Source organism: Pseudodesulfovibrio sediminis (assembly GCF_020886695.1).
Classification (GTDB): domain Bacteria; phylum Desulfobacterota; class Desulfovibrionia; order Desulfovibrionales; family Desulfovibrionaceae; genus Pseudodesulfovibrio; species Pseudodesulfovibrio sediminis.
On the sequence record NZ_AP024485.1, the window covers coordinates 347,733 to 364,000 of the forward strand.

Annotated in this window: 16 protein-coding genes and 2 tRNA genes; 10 read left to right on the plus strand and 8 right to left on the minus strand. The window is 50.7% G+C overall.

Annotated elements, in window-relative coordinates:
* The first annotated feature begins 244 nt into the window (after positions 1–244).
* The 3 genes from ilvB (at position 245) to SRBAKS_RS01715 (ending at position 3,179) form a co-directional block, all read left to right on the plus strand.
* A complete protein-coding gene (ilvB, locus tag SRBAKS_RS01705) occupies positions 245–1,921 on the plus strand; it encodes an acetolactate synthase large subunit (RefSeq protein ID WP_229592968.1) in 1,677 nt (558 codons plus the stop codon).
* Positions 1,914–2,189, plus strand: a complete 276-nt coding sequence (ilvN, locus tag SRBAKS_RS01710; protein WP_229592970.1) for an acetolactate synthase small subunit — start codon at positions 1,914–1,916, stop codon at positions 2,187–2,189. The genes ilvB and ilvN overlap by 8 nt, the downstream gene beginning before the upstream one ends.
* Positions 2,190–2,333: 144 nt before the next feature.
* Entirely contained in the window at positions 2,334–3,179 is an 846-nt protein-coding gene (locus SRBAKS_RS01715; RefSeq protein WP_229592973.1) for a flagellin, read from the plus strand.
* Between the two features lie 423 nt (positions 3,180–3,602).
* Here SRBAKS_RS01715 and SRBAKS_RS01720 read toward each other — a convergent pair.
* Positions 3,603–3,678 (minus strand) — tRNA-Thr (locus SRBAKS_RS01720).
* Between the two features lie 65 nt (positions 3,679–3,743).
* Positions 3,744–3,820 (minus strand) — tRNA-Pro (locus tag SRBAKS_RS01725).
* Positions 3,821–4,092: 272 nt separating this feature from the next.
* On the opposite strand from SRBAKS_RS01725, the gene SRBAKS_RS01730 reads away from it, so the two are divergent.
* On the plus strand, positions 4,093–4,635 hold the full coding sequence (locus SRBAKS_RS01730; RefSeq protein WP_229592976.1) for a chemotaxis protein CheW: 543 nt from the start codon (positions 4,093–4,095) through the stop codon (positions 4,633–4,635).
* A 59-nt stretch (positions 4,636–4,694) separates the two neighbouring features.
* On the opposite strand, the gene SRBAKS_RS01735 is transcribed toward SRBAKS_RS01730, so the two are convergent.
* Positions 4,695–5,414: a Smr/MutS family protein gene (locus SRBAKS_RS01735; RefSeq protein ID WP_229592978.1), complete on the minus strand. Its 720-nt coding sequence runs from the start codon at positions 5,412–5,414 to the stop codon at positions 4,695–4,697.
* A gap of 152 nt (positions 5,415–5,566) precedes the next feature.
* On the opposite strand from SRBAKS_RS01735, the gene SRBAKS_RS01740 reads away from it, so the two are divergent.
* The 4 genes from SRBAKS_RS01740 (at position 5,567) to SRBAKS_RS01755 (ending at position 8,688) form a co-directional block, all read left to right on the plus strand.
* On the plus strand, positions 5,567–6,325 hold the full coding sequence (locus tag SRBAKS_RS01740; protein ID WP_229592980.1) for an ABC transporter ATP-binding protein: 759 nt from the start codon (positions 5,567–5,569) through the stop codon (positions 6,323–6,325).
* Between the two features lie 22 nt (positions 6,326–6,347).
* On the plus strand, positions 6,348–7,508 hold the full coding sequence (locus SRBAKS_RS01745; protein ID WP_229592982.1) for a SufB/SufD family protein: 1,161 nt from the start codon (positions 6,348–6,350) through the stop codon (positions 7,506–7,508).
* Positions 7,509–7,649: 141 nt separating this feature from the next.
* Positions 7,650–8,225, plus strand: a complete 576-nt coding sequence (locus SRBAKS_RS01750) for a TetR/AcrR family transcriptional regulator (RefSeq protein ID WP_229592984.1) — start codon at positions 7,650–7,652, stop codon at positions 8,223–8,225.
* Positions 8,226–8,232: 7 nt separating this feature from the next.
* A complete protein-coding gene (locus tag SRBAKS_RS01755) occupies positions 8,233–8,688 on the plus strand; it encodes a metal-dependent hydrolase (protein WP_229592986.1) in 456 nt (151 codons plus the stop codon).
* 20 nt (positions 8,689–8,708) lie between these two features.
* Here SRBAKS_RS01755 and SRBAKS_RS01760 read toward each other — a convergent pair whose 3' ends face one another.
* Together SRBAKS_RS01760 and sucD are read right to left on the minus strand one after the other, a co-directional pair.
* Positions 8,709–9,776, minus strand: a complete 1,068-nt coding sequence (locus SRBAKS_RS01760) for a glycosyltransferase family 4 protein (RefSeq protein ID WP_229592988.1) — start codon at positions 9,774–9,776, stop codon at positions 8,709–8,711.
* A gap of 11 nt (positions 9,777–9,787) precedes the next feature.
* Positions 9,788–11,866: a succinate--CoA ligase subunit alpha gene (gene sucD, locus SRBAKS_RS01765; RefSeq protein WP_229592990.1), complete on the minus strand. Its 2,079-nt coding sequence runs from the start codon at positions 11,864–11,866 to the stop codon at positions 9,788–9,790.
* Positions 11,867–11,937: 71 nt separating this feature from the next.
* On the opposite strand from sucD, the gene SRBAKS_RS01770 reads away from it, so the two are divergent.
* On the plus strand, positions 11,938–12,786 hold the full coding sequence (locus SRBAKS_RS01770; protein WP_229592992.1) for a hypothetical protein: 849 nt from the start codon (positions 11,938–11,940) through the stop codon (positions 12,784–12,786).
* Here SRBAKS_RS01770 and SRBAKS_RS01775 read toward each other — a convergent pair.
* The 3 genes from SRBAKS_RS01775 to SRBAKS_RS01785 all read right to left on the minus strand — a co-directional run bounded on the left by SRBAKS_RS01775 (position 12,783) and on the right by SRBAKS_RS01785 (position 15,334).
* A complete protein-coding gene (locus tag SRBAKS_RS01775) occupies positions 12,783–13,178 on the minus strand; it encodes a hypothetical protein (RefSeq protein WP_229592994.1) in 396 nt (131 codons plus the stop codon). The two genes, SRBAKS_RS01770 and SRBAKS_RS01775, sit on opposite strands and share 4 nt — an antisense overlap.
* A 26-nt stretch (positions 13,179–13,204) precedes the next feature.
* Positions 13,205–14,116 carry a DHH family phosphoesterase gene (locus SRBAKS_RS01780; RefSeq protein WP_229592997.1) on the minus strand — a complete coding sequence of 304 codons (912 nt, stop codon included), beginning with the start codon at positions 14,114–14,116 and terminating at the stop codon, positions 13,205–13,207.
* 111 nt (positions 14,117–14,227) lie between these two features.
* Positions 14,228–15,334: a tRNA nucleotidyltransferase/poly(A) polymerase-related protein gene (locus SRBAKS_RS01785; RefSeq protein ID WP_229596888.1), complete on the minus strand. Its 1,107-nt coding sequence runs from the start codon at positions 15,332–15,334 to the stop codon at positions 14,228–14,230.
* Positions 15,335–15,366: 32 nt separating this feature from the next.
* On the opposite strand from SRBAKS_RS01785, the gene SRBAKS_RS01790 reads away from it, so the two are divergent.
* On the plus strand, positions 15,367–16,251 hold the full coding sequence (locus SRBAKS_RS01790; RefSeq protein WP_229592999.1) for a biotin--[acetyl-CoA-carboxylase] ligase: 885 nt from the start codon (positions 15,367–15,369) through the stop codon (positions 16,249–16,251).
* The last annotated feature ends 17 nt before the right edge of the window (positions 16,252–16,268 follow it).

The window sequence follows — 16,268 nt, forward strand, 5'->3', positions numbered from 1 at the left end:
CCAATTCGTAGATACAAAAAGGATTTATCCCATGTCGCGTACACAGAACACCCTCTCTCTTCTTTCTGCTAGCCTACCCGTAGTTAGCGTAGTCGTCGTAGTAGACGTAGTAGTATGTGGTGTTCGCTGGGACGCGCCATAACGGGATAGCTTTTACGCTAAATTCAACCCCCGTCGGTGCGTACCGGCGGGGGTTTTTCTTTGTACCCCACCGGATGGATCGACACAGAACAGGAGGCTCACCATGAAATTCAATGGAGCTGAAATCATTATCAAACTGCTGGAGCGACAGGGAATCGACACCATAGCCGGTATACCGGGTGGCGCGAATCTCCCGCTGTATGATGCTCTGGGGCAAAGCGATGGTATCAGGCATATTTTGACCCGCCATGAACAGGGCGCAGGCTTCCTGGCTCAAGGCATGGCGCGAGTGAGCGGCAAGCCAGCGGTTTTCTTCGCGACTTCCGGTCCGGGTGCCACCAATACCCTGACAGCCATTGCGGATGCCAAGCTCGATTCCATTCCCATAATCTGTATTACAGGGCAGGTGCCCTTATCCATGATCGGCACGGATGCCTTTCAGGAAGTCGACACCTATGGCCTGAGTGTACCGATTACCAAGCATAATTTTCTGGTGCGATCTGTTGAAGAACTGCTGGACGTTATTCCGGCCGCCTTCCGTATCGCATCATCCGGTCGTCCCGGGCCGGTGGTCGTTGATATCCCCAAGGATGTTCAGATGGCCGAACTTGAGTTTGATGACTGGCCTGAAATCGGCACGCCCGATGTCACTCCTGAGTTGATAGACGGGGAGTTAGCCCGCGCCGCCAGCATGATTAATCAGGCCAAAAAGCCTATTCTGTATCTGGGCGGCGGCGTGATTCAGTCTGATTCTTCTGCCGAGGCCCTGGCACTGGCCGAAAAGGGGGGTATCCCTTCAGCGGTGACTCTCATGGGACTGGGCATCATGTCTACAGAGCACCCGTTGTGTCTGGGAATGCTCGGCATGCATGCGGCCCGATACACCAACATGGTCCTTGAAGAGTGCGATCTGCTTATTGCCATCGGCGTTCGCTTTGACGATCGTGCAACCGGCAAGGTCCCGGAGTTCTGTCCGCAGGCCAAGATCATTCACATGGACATAGATCCGAGCGAGCTGGATAAAATCAAGATGGCTCATGCGTCCGTTACTGGTGATGTCGGTGATATCCTGCGTGCATTACTTCCACTCGTCGAAGAGAAAAAGCGGTTGGAGTGGAATGCCGAGGTGCAAGGTCTCAAGTCGACCAATCCCATGATTGTTCCCGCATCCGATGATACCACTTCCCCGTATGGCGTAATCCTCAAAACAGCTGAATTGGCCGGTGAAGACGCCATTATCTGTACGGATGTCGGACAACATCAGATGCGCACTGCCCAGGCATACCCATTCAAGAAGCCGCGTTCATGGCTGACATCGGGCGGGCTTGGAACCATGGGGTTTGGCATGCCTGCCGCCCTGGGAGCAGCCCTGGCTGCCCCTGATTGTCCGGTGATCTGTTTCAGTGGTGACGGATCGATCATGATGAATATTCAGGACTTGGCGACCGCCATGGAATATGACATCCCGATCAAGATTATACTGACCAACAATAATGCTTTGGGCCTTGTCCGCCAGCAACAGGACTTGTTCTACGGCAAGCGGTACACGGCATCCGATTATTCCAAAAGCGTGGATTTCATGAAGATTGCTGAAGGGTTCGGCATTAATGCGCACGATCTCGGCACAAGCAGTGATCCTGCCGCCATATTGGCCGAGGCCCTGGCAGAGCCCGGACCTTCTTTGATTCATGTGCCCATAAGCCCGGATGAGCCGGTATATCCCATGGTCCCCCCCGGAGCTGCCAACTCCGAAATGATTGGAGGTGAAAAAGATGTATAAACAGACTGTTATCGAGTTGTCCGTGAACAACCACCCTGGTGTCATGTCGCACATTTGCGGTCTTTTTGCCCGAAGGGCGTACAATGTTGAAGGAATAGCCTGTATGCCGGTGAACGGCGGGGGGACAAGTAAAATCTGGTTGCTGGTCAATGCTGATGAGCGTTTGGATCAGATGATCAAACAAGTGGATAAATTGGAGGACGTACTCGGAGTTGGACGCCATGACGGGGGACATGACGTTTTTTCCAAGATGTCTGAATTCGTATAATAAATGAGTTTTGAGTTCCTGTTTGAAGGCCGGTGGAAACCGGCCTTTTTTCATGTCTTTCGGAAACGTGGATACACCCTAAAGTTATTGCTTGTGCTGTCGATAACGCTTTTGGGTGAGTTTACTGTATGCCCGGGAGAAGCCATGGCCTTGAGCGATATCGAAAAGAATTTCATCTACAGCTATTCAAGCCAGCTGTTGCAGCAGGACATGCTGACCAACCAACTCTTTGGATCTTCGAAAGTGGGTCAGGATTTGCGTAGTCTGGTGCTTGGAGAGCAGCGCAGGGCAACTGTTTTCACTAATCCGTTCGAGCAGGCTATCAGCGGCACCTTGCGTGCTGATGCCGACACTACGCGGCAGGCATCACGCAATGTCGGCGAAGCTGCCGCCATGATGGGCGTCGCATATACCCAGATGGCCACCATCAATGACGCTCTTAATGATATGGAAGACATTATCGATCAGATTGACAGCGGTGAGCTTGACGGAACCAGTGCCGTCGTACAGGCGGATTACACGGCCTTGCGTGACAAGATTACCGGGGCCATCTCCAATGCCGATTACAACGGTATTGCCGTGCTGGACAGTTCTCAGTGGGACACCAATCAGATTGATGCGGACGGCAACGTGTATATTCAATCCAGCGGCTCGGGTGGATTCAACATAACATTTCATTCCGTTGATGATCCTTCCAATGGGGTGAACTGGTCTGATTTGGACGGAGCCGCTCTTGGAGTTGATGGTACAAGGGCAACACAGCTTGGGTACGTTCAAAGCCTTCAGAGCGAAATGTCGGCGATTATGGAGCTCTATGACGGCAAGGTGGACAGTCTTCAATCTCAGGAAACAAGTCTTCAGGGGCAGGCCCAGCTTTTGGATCAGGCAGCACAGGCTCGCATGCCGTCCGATCCTGATTATTCGCTGGAAAAGTTGCTGGCAGATCTGATCTTGAAGAACACCGGAACTCTTGTCGACAGCAGCGGGTAGCAGGGCGTTCAGATTGCTGGAATTTATCCCCCAAGAGAAGAGGCTCCTCTGTTACTTCATTAGAACCATCTATCTATGATGTTTTCGGGGAAGCAGCCTAACAAGTAGTCGCTGACCTTTTGATTCTTCATCCAGAAAAAGACAAAATCTTCTCTGCCGGTTACGTCGTCAGCTACAGGAAGGCAGATCATCGAGGCTTCAGGGCAGGATGCCGCGAAATGTTCTATTAAATCTATTCTGTAATTGCGATAATGCCCTTGGAGTTTTGATTATGCGCAATAATTTCCGAAAGCCCAATAGGTCGTCTTCAACCGGCGATTCCTTGGCGACAGGAGCTGTGGTCCGGCTAGCATTGGGAGTTTGAAAGAACGTAAAAAACAAAAAAAATCGCCTTTCATATGAAAGGCGATTTTTCTTGATATATGGAGCTGACGAGCAGGATTGAACTGCCTACCTCGTCCTTACCAAGGACGCGCTCTACCGATTGAGCTACGTCAGCATTCCGTCTGTTTTCGATGAAACGCCGGACCGGTTTGACTCGGTCCAGCGGGGTGCTTCATCGTTTGGTCGGGATGAAAGGATTTGAACCTTCGACCCCTTGAACCCCATTCAAGTGCGCTCCCAGGCTGCGCTACATCCCGACGCGAAGTGAGTAACTATCTGTGACCGGTTTCGATGTCAATAAGTTTTTGAAAAAAAATTTCAACATGGTGTTTTTTTTAAGGATTGGCATTCCGAAATGTGGCCTTTGTCGCGTTCTTTCATTAGAAGGAGAATTATAATGGTTTTTTTTAGTGAGTACATATTATAGGTTAGGCATGAAAGGGGTTACTTGTTGCCGACTTTGAGTGTATGATGTCATCGTGTTCGACATTATATGGTTTGAAAATCTAAATCAATCAGGGGGGCTGTCATGGTTGATGAGGCACTGAAAGATATCAATCAATTTTTGACTTTCACGTTGGGCAAGGAAATTTTTGCCCTTGATATCGGGACTGTACGGGAAGTCTTGGAGTTGACCTCCATTACCAAAATTCCCAGAACGCCTGAATTCATGCGTGGTGTTATCAACCTGCGCGGGCATGCTGTTCCGGTTGTCGACATGCGGCAGAAGCTGGGCATGTCTCAGGGCGAAGATACAGTTGATACCTGTATTATTATCGTCGAGATCGAATTCGAAGGTGAATTCACGATCATGGGCGCATTGGTTGATTCCGTGCGTGAAGTTTTCGAGATGACGCCTGACACCATTGAACCCGCTCCCAAGATGGGTGCTGCAATCAACGCAGAATACATCAAGGGAATGGGGCGTCAGAACGAACAGTTCATCATTATTATCGACATTAACAAGATCTTCTCCGCAGAAGAGCTGGCCATGGCCAAGGATATGTCCAGCATGGGTGGCGGTGCCGAACACGCCGCCGCAGCTGAGGCCGTAGCGCCTGCAACTGCATAAAAAAAATTACCCCCGTCCGAAAGGGCGGGGGTGTTGTTTCATCTTCCGGGAGTTGCGGTTTACGATTCCCAGTTCATCATTTTGTCCCAGTGCACCTTGCCCTGGGTCTTTTTTTGCTTGCGAAGCAGTACATATATAGCACCTGCTCCGCCATGCTTTGGTTGAGCCGTGCAGAAAGCGAGCACGACACGTCGGAGCGGCTCCTTTGTCAACCAGGTTTCAATGTTCGTTCGCAGTACAGACTGGCCTCCAGGCGAGTTCTTTCCGCGTCCTGTTACAACCAGAACACAGCGATGGCCCTGAAGGTAGCTTTCGCGAATGAAGAAGAGCAGGTTTTCCTGTGCCTGGTCCGTTGTCATTCCGTGCAGGTCGATATGCCCGGCCGTGCTCAGTGAACCAGACTTGAGCTGCTGGAATATCTTGATATCAAGGCCACGTACGTAACCGTACATGAATTCTTCCGTGTATTCGAGCTCAAACTCGATGTCTCCCCGCATGAATCGTTGCAGATCGTTTTGGGCTTCTTCTTCGGAAGAAACGGTTTTATTCGCGTTGATGTCGACCTTTGGTGCGACCTGCCGCCCGCTTGTTCCTTCAATTTGTTTTACCCCCCGCATGGCGGCCATGAAAACTTCTTCGTCTTCAGGCTCATTCCGGGGGTTGACTTTTTCTTCTGGAGGCGCATTTGTCTTGTACGGAAGGGAATAGATGTCTTCTTTTTCCTTCTTGAATTTGATCTGCTTGAGATCTTCCAGATTCTTTATGTGTTTTTTTCCCATGACTCATCCTTCTTTTGTGAGGCCGAGTATATCCAAACTCCCCATGGGAGCAAGTGAAAGAGTGGGCGCTCCGGACACCATGATTTTCTGGACTTCACGAGCTGGCTTACGTATTGAGCCTTTTTGCACAATGATTCAAAGTGAGGGTATACATGCTGACCATAGAAGACCTGCATGTCAAAATCGGCGATAAAGAGGTCCTCAAGGGGATCAATCTTGAAATAAATGAAGGGGAAACGTTCATTCTGTTCGGACCCAACGGTTCGGGCAAGACATCCCTGCTTATGTCGCTTATGGGATTTTCCGGCTATAATATCACCAAGGGTAAAATCATCTTTAAGGGTGAGGACATTACCCATGCGCCCATGTACGAGCGTGCACGCCTCGGCGTCGGCATGTCGTTTCAGCGTCCTCCGACCATCCACGGTCTGCGCACCCGACATTTGGTGCAACGGTGTTCCCGCAAGGGCGAAGTAAACACCGAGCTGTTGGCTGCCACAGTCAACATGACCGAATTTCTTGATCGTGATATCAACGCTGGTTTCTCCGGTGGTGAGATCAAGCGCTCCGAACTGCTGCAGCTTATGGCTCAACAGCCTGATCTGGTGCTTTTTGACGAGCCGGAATCCGGTGTCGACATGGAGAACATGCAGCTGGTGGGCAAAGTGGCCCGTGATGTGCTGGACGGGAACTTTGATGTAGCTCCGGACCTGACCCTCAAGGAACGCAAGGCGCGTACCAAAACGGCTGGTCTGATTATCACGCACACCGGGTATATTCTGGATTACGTGAACGCGGACAGAGGTCAGGTCCTCTATCAGGGCCATCTGTGCTGTGAAGGGCGTCCCAGGGACATTCTGGACCATATCCGGGAACACGGATACCAGGAATGTGTCCGTTGCATGAACTAGCAACTCCTGATGGAGATTTGATATGAATAAAGTCGATCTTTCCAATTTTAATTTTGACGGCGTGGAGCAGGAGTCCATCTCCGACCTCACTGCCTTGTCCGATGAAGACAAGGATCAGCTTCTCATGGCCGGTGTGGTTTCAGACCTGAGCACCCGTTCCGCTTCCTATCTGCAAATGGACCAGTCCGCTGTCCATTGTCAGTCTTCGGACGACGGTGTGGAGATCATGGACATCAAGGAAGCCCTCAAGAAGTATGACGGTCTCAAGGAATACTTCTGGACCCTGGTGGACAAGGACAAGGACGAATATACACGAGCAGCCTATGACAATCTGCATGGTGGATATTTTATCCGTGTAAAAGCAGGTGCCAAAATCAAGGACCCCATTCAGTCCTGTCTCATGCTCAAATCAGAGAATGTCGGGCAAAACGTCCATAACCTCGTGATTATCGAAGAAGGTGCAGAGGCGCATATCATCACGGGATGTTCTGTTGCTCATGGCACCAAGGCTGGAGCGCATCTCGGCATTTCCGAGTTCTTCGTTCAAAAGAACGCCTCTCTGACATTTACCATGATTCACAACTGGTCCGAGGACGTTGCTGTGCGCCCTCGTTCTGCAGGTGTCGTGGAAGAGGGCGGCAAGTTTCTGTCCAATTACGTCTTGCTCAAGCCGGTCAAGGATTTGCAGATGTATCCCTCCATCGAGATGAACGGCCCCCATTCCGTGGCCCGCTTCAACTCTGTGGTCGTGGCCACAGAGGGTTCTCATCTTGATATGGGCAACCGTGTTGTGATGAACGCACCGCACACCCGGTGTGAAATCATCGCTCGGACCATTTCTTCTGGTGGCACCATCATCAACCGTGGGCACATTGGTGCTCATCATGTCCCGAGCAAAGGACACCTGGAGTGTCAGGGGCTTATTTTGGGTGGAGGCCGTATCTGGGCTATCCCCGAGTTGGATGGCACGGCTGAAGGTGTCGAGCTTTCTCACGAGGCCTCTGTGGGTAAGATTGCCCAGGAAGAAATTGAATACCTCATGGCCCGCGGTATGGACGAAGATGAAGCAACGTCCACCATTGTTCGTGGTTTCCTGAATACGGATATCATGGGGCTGCCTGATCGTCTCCAAAAGGAGATCGACAAGCAGATTGAGGAATTGCAGTCTTCTGATGCTATGTAGTTCTATTTACATGAATATGATGGGGCAGAAGCTGCGGCTTCTGCCCTTTTTCTTTATTTGCGACCGGGAAATTCTCCTTGAACAATCCTTCATGTCGTACTAAGCAATGGCGGTAATTATCAATCTCAGGGAAATAACACGATGACGAAGAAAGAAAAAATTCTTGCCTCTGCCCAGGAGATATTCGCTCGATGCGGATATGCTGGAACAACTATGAAAATGGTTGCCGAAAAAGCCGGGGTAGCCTCTGGTCTGGTTTTTCATTATTTCGAATCCAAGGAAAACCTGTTCATGGTGGCCGGCAGTGAGCTGATTGACGCCATGATTGGTGTGCTGCGTGACAAAACCGCAGACTGTGCCAATGGCTGTGAAGCCTTGGGCGTCTTTGTGAAGACATATCTGGATTATACCATTCAAAATGAGAAAACCTTTCCAACCGTTATCCGGTGTTCTCCGTTCAGCGATGATAACCCCGATCTTGATCGAGAGAAGATTGGTGCCAAATTCCGAGAGCTTATTGATCTGATTGAGGAATATATTCAGCGTGGAGTGGGGGATGGTTCTATCCGCGCATTGCCGATTTCCCAGACCGCATTCATGGTTTACGGTACGATCGTCGGTGCCGTACGTACTCGTTTTCTTGCTCCTTACGAAATCCCCGGCTTATATGAAGAAGCCTGTGATTTTGTCATGCGGAGCGTTTGCGCGCCTGAATAAGTAGATCATGCCAGGGTATCAAGGACATCTCGCCGGAGGCCTTTTCTTCGGCGTCATGGGATTGGTAGGGGCCGTCCTGCTGGGTTGGCTTGTGTTCGATCCCCTTTTGGCAAGTGGATTGCTCGGATTTTGTCTGCTCGGCGCTCTGTTTCCGGATGTGGATACCAATTCCAAGGGACAGAATCTGTATTATGCCGTCTTTGTGGTGGTTGATCTGGGACTGATACTGCTTGGTTACTATGTATGGGCAGCCTGGTTCGGCCTTTTCTCCATGCTCCCTGCTGTTGGGTCGCATAGAGGGTGGACGCATACATGGTGGGCCATGTTTCTGGTTCCCGTGCCGATTTTGTTGATTCCGTTGTTTGTCAGGGGAATCGAGAGTCTACCGTATTTTTTACCTTTCTATGCCGCTTTCACGGCAGGATACCTGTCTCATCTGATTCTGGATGGGAAATTCAAATGATTTCAGTGATCACAATGTGATCACTGGGGATCTTCCAAGAGCTTTTTATAGACGGTGGTGTACTGTCTTGCCATGGTCTGATCCGTATATAATGACACGGACTCAGTACCGGTTCTGACCAGTTCTGTAGCCAGTTTTGCGTCGGTTGCTATGCGGGCAATGGCAGTCGCCAGTTCAGACGCGTCGCGATTACGGAAGACAAGGCCATCATGCTCATGGGTGACCAGTTCCAGGTTCGAGGGCAGGTCAGAGGTTATGACAGGGGTCTTGGTTACCCAGCCTTCCTTGATGACCGCGTTAGAGCCCTCACCGTCCACTGATGGGATGATCAGAATGTCGATTTCAGGCAACACCTCACGACTATCCCTGTACCCGAGAAAGAGAATGGAGCCGGCCAAACCGAGATTCTCGGCCTGGAGTTTCAATTCCTGTTGCAAGGGGCCATCACCGGCGATCATACACTGCCAGTCGGGCATGGTGGGGTCTTCTCTGAGGTGAGCAAGGGCTTCGATGAGTACTTCGAATCCTTTTTGAGTGCTGAGTGCACCCACTGCGCCCAGAGTGAGAACAGGGTGTTTTCTGTCCTCCTCGGTATACATTCTCGCGTCAATTCCGCTGTGGATCGTGGATGTTTTATCTTCCGGGATTTCACAGGAAACAAGGACTTCGCGAATCTCTTCACTGACAGCGACCAGAGCATCGCCAAGCAGGTATTTGTTTCTGCTCCACCCCGGTTTGAGCCGGTAGGAAACGCGACGGCTGTGAACCAGCTTGAATCCTCCCTTGTGCTTTTTGATCAACGCAGCCAGAGAGGCGCCTTTTGCGTCGTTGGTGTGCACGATATCCGGTTGAAACGTTTTTACGAGTTTATTCAGCTTCCAGATGTTGAACGGATTGTAATCTCGGGATGAGGGCAATCTGGTAAAAGGAATCTCGGCTTCTTCAAGCAAAGCTATGAGTGGGGCGTTGCCTGGAACGGCAACCATTGGCTCGAAGCCGGGCGTACGGGCCAGAAATCGGGCAAGGTAAAAGACCTGCCGCTGTCCACCACGCATGATTGTACCTAAATCGAGAAGCAATACCTTCAAAATATAATCCTTTATTTCAAAACCTTGGCAGTCATTTCTGAAACAGCTTCAAGGCTGGGGCAGATGGCAAAACCGGCTTTTGCCATGGTGGCGAGTTTGTGTTCAATACCGCCACCTTTTTCCAGGATGGCCCCGGCATGGCCCAAGCGTTTGCCGGGAGGAGCTGTCTGGCCTGCGATAAAGGAAATGACGGGCTTGTCGAATCCGGTTTCCATTACGTATTCAGCCAGATTCTCTTCTGCCTGCCCGCCGATTTCACCAAGTACGACAACAGCTTTTGTCTCATTATGATTACGAATCATTTCAAACATATCAACAAAATTTATTCCGATAAACGGATCGCCCCCAATGCCGACGCAAAGAGATTGACCGATACCAGCCGTGGTCAGCCGGTCTGCGACTTCGTAAGTCAGTGTGCCGCTGCGGGAGAGGACTGCAACAGGGCCGGGCATGAACGGAGTGGTGGGCAGAATGCCTATCTTGGTTTGCCCCGGGACGATGATTCCTGGCGTATTGGGACCGACTACACGGGTTGGCGAGTCCTTGATCTGTTCGAACGTGGCGAGCATATCGTGCTGGACAATGCCTTCCGTGATGCAGACGGCCCAGGGGATTGCGTTGCCAGCGGCCTCGGCAACGGCGTCTGCCGCCATGCGGGGAGGGACGAAAATGATACTGGCACCGATCTCATGGGAACGTTTTGCCTCTGCAATGGAGTTGTATACCGGCACTCCGAGGACTTCCTGTCCTCCCTTGAACGGAGTGACTCCGGCAACGACATTGGCGCCGTATTCCAGCATGAGTCGAGTGTGGAGTTGGCCCTCACGGCCTGTGATGCCCTGCACGAGGATAGGAGTGTGTTTGTCGATACCGAATACAGCGTCGTTTTCGTATCCTGTGGGAGCCGGGCGTGTGCCGGCTGCTTGATCCATGGGAGCCGGGAAGTCGACAACCTGTGCGTCTGTCGGCTTCAAGGTGTCGAGGATATCAATGGCGGACTTCATGTCGGCGGCCATGTGGAGATTGTCCACATGCAGTTCCTTGAGGATTTTCAGACCTGACTCGGCGTCTTTGCCAGACATGCGAACCACGATGGGTTTTTGAGGGGCGTTGCCGCCGAGTGCTCCCTGCATTGCCAGAGCGACCTTTTCACAAGAGAGTATTCCACCGAAAAGGTTGATAAAAATAGCTTTGACCTGATTGTCTCCAAAGAGAAGCTCCAATGCTGTTTCCATTCGTTGTTGATCAGCAGCTCCCCCCAGATCCAGAAAATTGCTGGCAGGGAGTTTGGAGAAGTTGAGCAGGTCCATGGTGGCCATGGCCAAGCCGGCACCATTGACCATCAATCCGACCCAGCCAGGAAGTTTGACGAAAGAAAGGCCGGCATCGCGTGCAATATTTTCTTCCGGCGTAGCGTGTTCGCGCTGGTACAAGGTCTCCATTTCGGGAGTCAGGTCCGCGTAGTTGTCATCCACCTCAACTTTACCGTCCAAGGCGATGAAATTGTTATCAGGCGTCATGATCAAAGGGTTGATTTCTGCCATCAGCAGACCATTATCCAGCATGCCGTTGAACAAATTTGTCAGCAGGGTGGCGAATTCCTTGAGCTGTTCCTTTTGCAGGCCGAGGTGGAAAAAGGCCGCGCGGATCTGGTTGGGTGCCAGCCCGCCGGGCAGCTTTATTTCCTGCACAAGCAGGTTGTCTGCGCCGAGATTCTCGATCTCCACGCCGCCTTCTCGACCAATCGTCAGCAGGATGCAACGGCGTTCACGGGAAACTGTCAAAGAGACATAGAATTCGCGAACGATTTCCGCGCCGGGTTCAACCCGAATGAAGGGAACAGTGTGCCCTTTGATTTTCAACTCGAAAAGCTGCCTTGCAGTCTTTGAAAAATCGGCTACATCATCAATGCGTAGAATACCGCCAGCTTTACCGCGTCCACCTGTAAGTACTTGTGACTTAAGGAACCATGGTAGTGGAAAATCCGGTTTGAAAGCGGTTTCCTCCCCAGGGAAAACTGCATAGCCTTCGGGGACCGGGATACCGGCTTTATCAAAAAGAGTTTTGCTCTTGTGTTCGTTCAGCAGCATAGGGTGCTCCGGATTGATGATGTTTGGACGCTGGCACTCTAGTGGGTTTGAGCCGTTGAATCAACGTAAATATGTTGACCAGAGGAAGTTTTAGGGAGAAAATACGACAGAAATTATCAATTCAAGTAATCATACTAGGGGAAGTCGTGTCCAATATCGAAGATTTTGCCGATCAACTCCATCAGAGTGTCGTCACAGACATGGCAGAGTCGTACTTTGGAGCAAGAAAGGATCTCGAAAGTACCACTGCCGCTTTCTATTCTCTTGTTGATGATTTGAAAAAGACGATTCCGTCCTTATTTCAGGCGATTGCCCGTCTTCATGCCTTGCTGCTCGATAGTGAATCCAAAGACGATTTTTATACCGCTCTCGGCATGGTCCCGTCAGATATCCCTGATTGTGTCGTTTCGCCGGAACCGCAGGGGGAACAGCCTTTTGCGTTGACCATGCGTGGGCGATACATCAAATGTGTTCGTATGGCTTATGAAGATCTGTATTGTATTTCAGAAGAATATCTCAACGGACGGTATTATGATAACCCTGAACAGCCAGGGCGAAAGTTGAGAACGATTCATTACTTGAGAATAAAGGCGTTGGCTGAGCATATCAATTACCGAGTTCAACGGATCAATGATGATATGTCCACAACAGCAATTTTGCGGCACGTCAAGGAGTTGGACCCTGTTCAGATGTCCAAGGAAAGAATTATGGGCGATGTCTGCCTCATGGAAGGGTGTGAGCTGGATATGGACATGTGCTTCACGCCTATTGATTTCACTCATTTGGAACTGCCCGAGATTGTCGAACTGCCAAAACCTCAAAAAGTGAAAGGCTGCATCGTGCAGTGGTGCAAAATCCTGTACGCTTCACGAAAAGAGGACATAGCTACAGCCATGTCTTCCTTATATTTAACAGATTAAGACAATTGTATCTTGCCGAGTTCAAGCTCCCAGTCTTCTTCTGAAGAGGTTCTGGGAACAAAGGCGTCCGGGTTGTGGTCAATGAATGAAGCGTTGAGATCTTGAAGATCTCTGTGATCCGTGAGTACAACCAGCTTGAATTCGTCCGCAGTATCAATACCGGTCTTCATTTCCATGGTCCGCATGGTTTTGATATCATCGATACCTGTGTCATACAGCATGCTGGTTCCCATGAGTACGGCGTCATAGGGGGCTTGTCCGATCTGACGTTCAAAAAGTCGAATGGCTTCCTCGCCCTGTGTGGCTACAGCGCATTCTGCAAATTTGCTGAGCGTCATGGCCATGAGCATGCAGGACTGTTCGTTCTTGTCAACTATGAGAAATCGTTGCATTAATATTCTCCAAAAAAAGCAGAGATTTAACCGTCTGCGTTGATCCGGTCGAGCATCTTCTTGAGTGTTTCGGATGTCTCGCTTTCAGGAACCTGGCAGGTGCCGACAGCCTTGTGTCCGCCACCGCCGAACGAGAGCATGAGTGAGCCGACGTCTGTCTTGCTGGAGCGGTTCGTGATGGAATGTCCCACAGTGAAGACGACGTTCTGTTTCTTGAATCCCCAAATAATCCGGATGCTGACATTGCATTCCGGGAACAGCGTATAGATCATGAAACGGTTGCCGCAATATATGGTCTCCTGGAGACGCAGATCCAGCACCACGACATTGTCGAATACTGTCGAGTTGTTCTTGAGCATCTCGATGAACTTCGGCTCATCAGTGCGATATTTTTCGATACGCTCCTGCACGTCAGGCAGTTCCAGTATTTCATAGGAGGTCATGGTGCGGCAGTATTCGATCATATCCAGCATGAGCTGATAATTGCTGATTCGATAGTCGCGATAGCGTCCCAGGCCGGTACGCGGGTCCATGATGTATCCAAGCAGAATCCAACCGGACGGATCGGTTATCTCTTCCACTGTCAGATTGGCTGAGTCCACTTTGTCGACGGCGTTCATGAAGTCACTGAAGGATTGGGGAAATTTGTCAGCGCCATAATACTCATAGATAACGCGAGCACAACTGGGCAGGGGCTTGCTTTCTCCTTCAAATTCAAAGTCGCCGAGGCGATCCTTTTCGCTTGTGTGATGGTCAAACCAGAGACCGCAACCTTCGACGTACGGGACATTGGCCAGAATGTCCTTCTGGGTCACCTCAACTTTACCATCCTGCAAATCCTTGGGATGGGCAAAAAGGTAGTCGTCGATGATGTCCAGGTGTTTCAGCAGGGTGGCACAGGCCAAGCCGTCAAAATCGGATCGGGTAACGAGTCGCATCTGTCTCTCCAGTATTGTCGATTTCCTTAATGTCTTTCAATAAATGCTGTCTTCAAGTTGTCAGCGTTAGTATCATTAGACGTTCCATGTTTTTTTGTCAAAAAAAAGCCGTTAGTTATTACTTTTTTCAACCAGCTTTTGCGCTCTAAGTTGACGAAGAATTTCACCGGATTTCTTTTTTAAATTCATATCTTTTGGATTGAGCCGCACGGGGAGTATGCGCCGCAGATCCTCTTCGGCCTGATGCAGAATGTTGGTGCCGTGATCGGCTTTGACCAGGCGAAAAAGTGGTTGCAGCGTTTGGGAAAGATGGAGGTCCATGAGCAGGTCCACTTTTGTCCCCGGTCTCAGTGCTGGGTATTGAGCGGCAACCATGTGCCATCTGGCAGCTTTCATGCCCGCAGTTTTAAAGACATTGGCCATGCGAATTCGCATAGCCAGGGTCTCTGCATGCTCGATTCCCACCCTGTCGTGCCCATGGTGGCTAGGAAGTTTTTCTTTCGAAGTCAAAGGCTTACCAATATCATGACAGAGTCCCATCCACACGCTCACAGGGTCGCCATTGAGGCGATCCATAACCTGACACGTATGCTCCAGAACATGGGTGTCGTGATAGGCTGGCGGGCCTGCCGGTATGATCGATGCGTGTTCAAATTCCGGAAACCATGGCTGCAGGCAATTCGCCATATCGAGCAAGCGAAGAAAGTTGCCAGGGGCCGCCCCGGCAAGGGCCTTTCTTACTTCTGTGCCAATGCGGTCTGGAGCTATTGTTGAGAGCAGCCCTTTGTGAGCCGTTTCTCTCATGGACTGTATCAACTCCTCATGGGGAGTGAAGTCAGGCATTTGCGCCCAGAATCGAGCCGCACGGAACACCCTGAGTGGGTCGTCTTCAAATGAACGCTCGGAAGCAGGGCGGAGGATTTTGTTGCAGGTATCATCAAAACCCAAGGGGTGGCAGATTAAATTTCCGTCTTCATCGAGCAATTGTGCATTGACAGTCAGGTCTCTGGATTTTAATTCTTCCAGCAATGAGGCGGCACGAGGCAAGGAAAATTCGATGCGGTCAATCAGAAAGACAGGGAAGGCCAACCCGACCTGTTTTGCGTTTGGAAAAGCTGCCTGGAATTCTTCACAATTCGTCTCGGTTACGAGATAGTCCCTATCAGAAATTTCTCTGCCAAGCAGGAGATCGCGGACTGCGCCGCCAGCCAAATACACTCTCATTGGGATTACTTAGCACAAGGTAAAGCATGCTTCCACAAGGAATATTTCTTAAAAAAACGGATTTTGCCCCTCTCTCCGCAATGCATGGACTATGGAAAGCAGATACGTTCTCCTTTGGACCATGGGAAGAAGTCGATATCCCTGACGCCTCCTGGTTGAAGGCAGGGAATGCCACCTCCACCATTGTGGTGGCCCATACCTGCGGTTCGACCATGGAGATGGCCCGTGAACTTGTTGTCCAAGGGCATCTGGGGGAGTGGGGCGCTATCATTTCCGCAGTTCAGACGGGTGGACGGGGACAATTGAGACGTCCCTGGAAGTCGTTGTCAGGAAATCTGCACGCCTCGATAGTCCTGCCAAAACAACCGGCATCCGGGCTGTGGGCAGGCCATATGAATACGCTCCTGCCACTGGTTTCTGGCTATATAGTGACCTCTGTTTTGGAGAAACTCGGGGCAGCCGTTACAATCAAATGGCCAAATGATATTCTTCAATTAGGTCAGAAGGTTGGCGGTATGTTGATAGAAGAAAACAAGGATACATCTATTTTGGGTTTCGGGTTGAATCTTGCTGATTGTCCTCCTGAGTCCGATTTACGCGAAGATCATTCGGTCCCTGCAGCCAAAATCGTAATACCATCCTTCTCTGGTGGGCCTCTCTCCCTACTTGAAACCCTTGTAAACCGTGGGAGAAATGTGTATGAAGTCATGCTCGACGAGATTCCGCCAGCACAACTTCTTGTGTTGATCGAGAACAACCTTGCCTGGATAGGGAAGGATGTCTTGGTCAGGGAAGGAGGTGAGACCCCCTATAAGGCCGTAATTGTGGGCCTTTCCCCGAAAGGTGGACTCGTACTACGTCATCGTGGAAAAGAGCGGGTTGTATTTTCCGGCTCGATCTTTCCTCTCTAGGCACCGCATCAGGCAGG

Excerpts from the sequence above, each read along its gene's own strand:
- ilvB (WP_229592968.1), top strand. The coding sequence starts at position 245 with ATGAAATTCAATGGAGCTGAAATCATTATCAAACTGCTGGAGCGACAG.
- ilvN (WP_229592970.1), top strand. The coding sequence starts at position 1,914 with ATGTATAAACAGACTGTTATCGAGTTGTCCGTGAACAACCACCCTGGT.
- SRBAKS_RS01715 (WP_229592973.1), top strand. The coding sequence starts at position 2,334 with ATGGCCTTGAGCGATATCGAAAAGAATTTCATCTACAGCTATTCAAGC.
- SRBAKS_RS01730 (WP_229592976.1), top strand. The coding sequence starts at position 4,093 with ATGGTTGATGAGGCACTGAAAGATATCAATCAATTTTTGACTTTCACG.
- SRBAKS_RS01735 (WP_229592978.1), bottom strand. The coding sequence starts at position 5,414 with ATGGGAAAAAAACACATAAAGAATCTGGAAGATCTCAAGCAGATCAAA.
- SRBAKS_RS01740 (WP_229592980.1), top strand. The coding sequence starts at position 5,567 with ATGCTGACCATAGAAGACCTGCATGTCAAAATCGGCGATAAAGAGGTC.
- SRBAKS_RS01745 (WP_229592982.1), top strand. The coding sequence starts at position 6,348 with ATGAATAAAGTCGATCTTTCCAATTTTAATTTTGACGGCGTGGAGCAG.
- SRBAKS_RS01750 (WP_229592984.1), top strand. The coding sequence starts at position 7,650 with ATGACGAAGAAAGAAAAAATTCTTGCCTCTGCCCAGGAGATATTCGCT.
- SRBAKS_RS01755 (WP_229592986.1), top strand. The coding sequence starts at position 8,233 with ATGCCAGGGTATCAAGGACATCTCGCCGGAGGCCTTTTCTTCGGCGTC.
- sucD (WP_229592990.1), bottom strand. The coding sequence starts at position 11,866 with ATGCTGCTGAACGAACACAAGAGCAAAACTCTTTTTGATAAAGCCGGT.
- SRBAKS_RS01770 (WP_229592992.1), top strand. The coding sequence starts at position 11,938 with ATGTTGACCAGAGGAAGTTTTAGGGAGAAAATACGACAGAAATTATCA.
- SRBAKS_RS01775 (WP_229592994.1), bottom strand. The coding sequence starts at position 13,178 with ATGCAACGATTTCTCATAGTTGACAAGAACGAACAGTCCTGCATGCTC.
- SRBAKS_RS01780 (WP_229592997.1), bottom strand. The coding sequence starts at position 14,116 with ATGCGACTCGTTACCCGATCCGATTTTGACGGCTTGGCCTGTGCCACC.
- SRBAKS_RS01790 (WP_229592999.1), top strand. The coding sequence starts at position 15,367 with ATGCTTCCACAAGGAATATTTCTTAAAAAAACGGATTTTGCCCCTCTC.